The sequence below is a fragment of the Dietzia sp. UBA5065 genome, assembly GCA_002415925.1.
In the GTDB taxonomy this organism is placed as follows: domain Bacteria; phylum Actinomycetota; class Actinomycetes; order Mycobacteriales; family Mycobacteriaceae; genus Dietzia.
Genome location: DIAZ01000104.1, coordinates 12,555 through 17,881 on the forward strand (window position 1 = coordinate 12,555; position 5,327 = coordinate 17,881).

The window sequence follows — 5,327 nt, forward strand, 5'->3', positions numbered from 1 at the left end:
CGCGCCCGCCAAGAAGGCCGCGGCCAAGGGTGCCACGCGCGCGAAGAATGCCGCGGCCAAGCCGACGGGATCGAAGCCGGTCGCGCCCACTCCCGCAGCGCCCACCCCCGCAGCACCCACGTCCACCGTGTCCGCTCCCGCCGCCTCCGACTCGGCCAGCACTCCGACGGGTGGTGAGATCGGGACGGGATCCGCGTCCGGTCAGGCGTGACCGCCGGGCCCCACGACCCCGTCCGGCTCGCGCTGTCCCCACCGGAGCGTGATGCGGACGCCCCGTTCGGGATCTATCTGCACGTCCCGTTCTGCGCGTCCCGCTGCGGCTACTGCGACTTCAACACCTACACGGCGGGCGAGCTCGGTTCGGCCACCTCGCCCGCCGACTGGGAACGGGCCGCCACCCTGGAGATCGAGCGCGCCGCGGCGGTCCTCGCCGGGGCCGGAACCCCGCCCACGGTCGACACGGTCTTCGTCGGCGGGGGGACGCCGTCCCTCGTCGGTGCGGACGTCCTGGTGGGGATGCTCGACCGCATCAGGTCGACCTTCGGACTCACCCCCGGCGCCGAGGTGACCACCGAGAGCAACCCGGAGTCCACGTCGCCGGAGTTCTTCGACCGGCTGCGGGAGGGCGGGTACACCCGGATCTCCCTGGGCATGCAGTCCACCGCCGCCCACGTCCTGCGCGTCCTGGACCGGGTCCACACCCCGGGCCGCCCGCAGGAGGCGGTCGCCGAGGCGCGACGGGCGGGCTTCGAGCACGTCAACCTCGACGTGATCTACGGGACACCGGGGGAGACCGACGACGACCTCGCGCGCACCCTCGACGCCGTCGTGGCCTCCGGCGTGGACCACGTGTCCGCCTATTCCCTCATCGTCGAGGACGGCACCGCGTTGGCCCGGCGGATCCGCAGGGGTGAACTCCCGGGGACGGTCGAGGACGTGCTGGCCGACCGCTACGAGCAGGTCGCCGCCCGGCTGTCCCGCTCCGGGTTCCACTGGTACGAGGTCTCCAACTTCGCGACCGGCGAGTCCGGGTACTGCCGACACAACCTGGGGTACTGGCGTGGCGGGGACTGGTGGGGCATCGGCCCGGGTGCGCACTCCCACGTCGCCGGACACAGGTGGTGGAACCTCCGGCACCCGGCCCGCTACGCCGCGGCGTGCGACGCGGGGGACCTGCCCGTCGAGGGTGGGGAGACGCTCGACCACGCCGACCGTCACCTCGAGCGGATCATGACCGGGCTCCGCCTGGCGGAGGGGTTGCCGGACGAGGCGTTCACCACCGGTGAGCGGACGCGGGCGGACCTCCAGGTCGAGGCGGGCCTGCTCCGGCGTCGGTCCGGGGCGGGGCTCGGGCCCGGATACGCGCTCACCGAGGCGGGCCGGCTGCTCGCGGACGGCGTCGTGCGCGACGTGCTCCTCTGAGCGCCTGTCCTAGAATCGACGGGACGCGACCGCGAGGAGGAGGAACCCATGTCGAGTACGGCCGATCGTAGGACCGAGGTCTTGCGCGCGATCGTCTCCGACTACATCGCCTCGCAGGAGCCGGTCGGGTCCAAGTCGCTGGTCGACCGCCATTCCCTGGGCGTGTCGAGCGCGACCATCCGTAACGACATGGCCGTCCTCGAGGCCGAGGGCTTCATCGTCCAACCCCACACCAGTTCCGGGCGGATCCCCACGGAGAAGGGGTATCGGCACTTCGTCGACTCGATCGAGGAGATCACGCCGCTGTCCCGCGCCCAACGCAGGGCCATCCAGGCATTCCTGGAGGGCGCGGTCGACCTGGACGACGTCCTCCGGCGCGCGGTGCGCCTGCTCTCGCAACTCACCCGCCAGGTCGCCGTCGTCCAGTATCCGGTCCTCGGGCGCTCCACCGTCCGCCACCTGGAGGTGGTGAGCCTGGCGCCGACCCGCCTCCTCCTGGTGGTCATCACCGACACCGGACGCGTGGACCAGCGGGCCGTGGAACTCGGTGCCCCGCTGGCGGGCGAGGACCTCGCGGAGCTGCGGACGCTGCTGTCCGAGGCGGTGGCCGACAAGCGGCTCGGGGACGCGGCCGAGTCGCTCTCGGCGACACCGGAGCGCGCTCGGCCCGGGTACCGCGACGCCGCGGCGCGATGCGTCACGGTGCTGGTGGAGACGCTCGTCGAGCAGCCCGACGATCGGATCGTCCTGGGCGGGACGGCCAATCTCACCCGGAACGCGGCCGACTTCGACGGCTCCCTGCGCTCGGTCCTCGAGGCGCTGGAGGAGCAGGTGGTGATCCTGAGGCTGCTCTCGGCCGCGCAGGCGGTGGGTCGGGGCGGCCCCGCGGGGGTCACGGTCCAGATCGGCGAGGAGACCCAGGCGGCGGAGATCAGGGGCGCGTCGGTCGTCTCCTCCGTCTACGGCTCCGACGGGCAGATGCTGGGCGGGATGGGGGTGCTCGGGCCCACACGGATGGACTACCCGGGAACAATCGCCTCGGTCGCCGCTGTTGCCCACTACGTGGGCGAGATCCTGTCCGGGCACTGACGCCCGTAGCCTCGTCCGGGACCACGTCCCATATCCGGTTTCAGATCCAGTTCAGACGAAAGGCGACACGTGTCACGCGACTACTACGGAACCCTCGGGGTCGATCGGGGTGCCTCGGAGTCCGAGATCAAGCGCGCCTACCGCAAGCTCGCCCGTGAGCTGCACCCCGACGTCAACCCGTCGGATGAGGCGCGGGAGAGGTTCACCGAGATCACGGCGATGTACGAGGTGCTCACGGACCCGGAAAAGCGCCGGATCGTGGACATGGGTGGCGACCCACTCGACTCCTCGCCCGGCGGCGGGTACGGCGGCGGCTTCGGCGGCGGCGGGTTCGGTGGGGGTGGCCTGGGCGACGTCTTCGAGGCGTTCTTCGGCGGCGGCGGCGGGGGTGGTGGCCGCGGGCCGCGCAGCCGCGTGCAGCCGGGTTCCGACGCGCTCATCCGTGTGAACCTGACGTTGGACGAGTGCGCGACCGGCGTCACCAAGGAGATCCAGGTCGACACCGCGGTCCTCTGCGAGTCCTGCCACGGCAAGGGCTCCGCCGGCGACGCCCCGCCCGCGAAGTGCGGGATGTGCCAGGGGCAGGGCGAGATCCAGTCCGTCCAGCGTTCGCTGCTGGGCAACATCATGACCAGCCGCCCGTGCCCCACCTGCTCGGGCACCGGCGAGGTCATCACCGACCCGTGCGGGTCCTGTACCGGGCAGGGACGGGTCCGCAAGCGCCGCACCGTCTCCGCCAAGATCCCCGCCGGCGTCGGCGGCGGGATGCGCATCCGGCTGGCGGGTCAGGGCGAGGTCGGGCCCGGTGGAGGCCCGGCCGGTGACCTCTACATCGAGGTCAACGAGCGCACTCACCCCGTGTTCGTGCGAGACGGGGAGGACCTGCACTGCACGGTCCGCGTCCCGGTCGTGGACGCCATCCTCGGCGGCAGCGTGGAGCTGGAGACCGTGGTGGGCGAGAACCTCGAGATCGAGATCCCCGCGGGAACCCAGCCGGGACACACCGTCACCCTCACCGGCCGCGGCATGCCGCGGGTCCGCGGGGGCGGGGCCGGTGACCTCACCGTGCACATGGAGGTGGTCGTCCCCGAGAAGCTCGACCGGAAGCGGCGCGACCTCGTGGAGCAGTTGCGCACGCTCGGCGGCGCGTCGACCGAGGTCGTCAACGAGGACACCGCCCGGCGCGGCGGACTGTTCTCCCGACTGCGCGACGCGGTCGCGGGCCACTGACCCGGTGACCCCGCCTCTCTTCCGGGTCTCGGCCGTCCCCCCGGTCGGCGGGTCCGTCGTCCTCGACGGCGCCGAGGGCAGACACGCCGGGGCGGCGCTGCGCGTGCGACCCGGGGAGCGGGTCCGCGTGGGGGACGGCCGCGGGGCCGTGGCGGACTGTCGGGTCACGACGGCCGACCAGCGCAGGGTCGAGGCGGACGTGATCGCCCGCGAGGACGTGCGCCGGCCCTCGCCCGAGGTGACGGTGGTGCAGGCGCTGCCGAAGTCCGAGCGCTCGGAGCTCGCGGTGGAGCTGGCCACGGAGGCCGGCGCCGACCGGATCGTGCCGTGGCAGGCCGACCGTTGCGTGAGCCGGTGGGCCGGTCCCAAGATCGACAAGGGTCGGGCGAAGTGGGAGAACGCGGCGCGGGCCGCGGCCAAGCAGTCGCGGCGGGCGTGGGAGCCGGAGATCGGCGAGCTGGTCGACTCCACGGCCCTCACCGCGCTCGTGGCCGCCGAGGTCGCCGCCGGTGCCACTGCGCTGGTGCTCCACGAGGACGGCTCCGTCCCGTTCGCCGACGCGGTGACCGCGGGGCCGGTCGGGGAGCGGATCCTCCTCGTCGTCGGACCCGAGGGCGGCGTCTCGGACGCCGAGATCGACTCCCTCTCCCACGTCGGGGCACGCGCGGTGGTGCTGGGACCCGAGGTCCTGCGCACGTCCACGGCCGCCGCGGTCGCCCTCTCGGCCCTCGGCGTTCTCACGCGGAGATGGGCCGCCCCGGGGACTACACTCGACTCATCCGCACCACCACCCAGGGAGTGATCCACGTAAGCACCCCAGAGAACGACGCAGTCACCGGGACGGCCGGGGCCGATCCGGGAGTCGCCCGCCGGAACTCCGGCGACTCGCCCGCCCGCACCGCGGTCCAACTCGACCCCGACCTGGCCATGGCGGTGCTCGGTGCGGCGGACGCCAACCTGCGGTCCCTTGAGGATCTGCTGGACGCCGACCTGCACGTCCGGGGCGGCACCATGACCATCTCCGGTGCCCCGAGGGCCGTCGACCAGGCCTCGCGGGTGGTCGCCGACCTGCTGCGGCAGGCGCGCAGGGGTGTGGAGATCACCCCGGCCTCGGTACGTCGGTCGGTCGAGATCCTCGCCGACTCCGGCCCCCTCACCCCCGAGGAGGTCCTGGGCACCGACGTCCTCTCCCGGCGGGGGGGCATGATCCGGCCCAAGACGGTGGGGCAGAAGCGCTACGTCGACGCGATCGACGAGCACACGGTGGTGTTCGGGCTCGGCCCCGCCGGTACCGGCAAGACCTACCTCGCGATGGCCAAGGCCGTCGCCGCGCTCCGCGCCAAGGACGTCAGCAGGATCATCCTCACCCGGCCGGCCGTCGAGGCGGGGGAGCGGCTCGGCTACCTGCCGGGCACCCTGCACGAGAAGATCGATCCGTACCTGCGCCCGCTGTACGACTCGCTGCACGACATGATGGACCCCGAGACGATACCCAAGCTGATGGCGGCCGGGGTGATCGAGGTCGCGCCGCTGGCGTACATGCGCGGGCGCACCCTCAACGACGCGTTCATCATCCTCGACGAGGC

The 5,327-nt window shown here is 72.9% G+C and carries 5 protein-coding genes and 1 pseudogene; all 6 read left to right on the plus strand.

The window, feature by feature from the left end:
* A pseudogene (locus B4M60_RS07875) lies at positions 1-211 on the plus strand (hypothetical protein); the annotation flags it as partial.
* Positions 208-1,422, plus strand: a complete 1,215-nt coding sequence (gene hemW / locus B4M60_RS07880; RefSeq protein ID WP_414646766.1) for a radical SAM family heme chaperone HemW — start codon at positions 208-210, stop codon at positions 1,420-1,422. The pseudogene B4M60_RS07875 and the gene hemW, both read left to right, overlap by 4 nt.
* A 48-nt stretch (positions 1,423-1,470) precedes the next feature.
* A complete protein-coding gene (gene hrcA / locus B4M60_RS07885) occupies positions 1,471-2,511 on the plus strand; it encodes a heat-inducible transcriptional repressor HrcA (protein WP_291081987.1) in 1,041 nt (346 codons plus the stop codon).
* A gap of 69 nt (positions 2,512-2,580) precedes the next feature.
* A complete protein-coding gene (gene dnaJ, locus B4M60_RS07890; protein WP_291081989.1) occupies positions 2,581-3,741 on the plus strand; it encodes a molecular chaperone DnaJ in 1,161 nt (386 codons plus the stop codon).
* A gap of 4 nt (positions 3,742-3,745) precedes the next feature.
* Positions 3,746-4,543: a 16S rRNA (uracil(1498)-N(3))-methyltransferase gene (locus tag B4M60_RS07895; protein ID WP_291081992.1), complete on the plus strand. Its 798-nt coding sequence runs from the start codon at positions 3,746-3,748 to the stop codon at positions 4,541-4,543.
* Between the two features lie 125 nt (positions 4,544-4,668).
* On the plus strand, positions 4,669-5,327 hold a 659-nt coding region (locus B4M60_RS07900), incomplete at its 3' end, for a PhoH family protein (protein ID WP_414646768.1).

What these genes read in the sequence shown, in the direction of transcription:
- hrcA (WP_291081987.1), top strand. Translation starts at nt 1,471, where the DNA reads ATGTCGAGTACGGCCGATCGTAGGACCGAGGTCTTGCGCGCGATCGTC.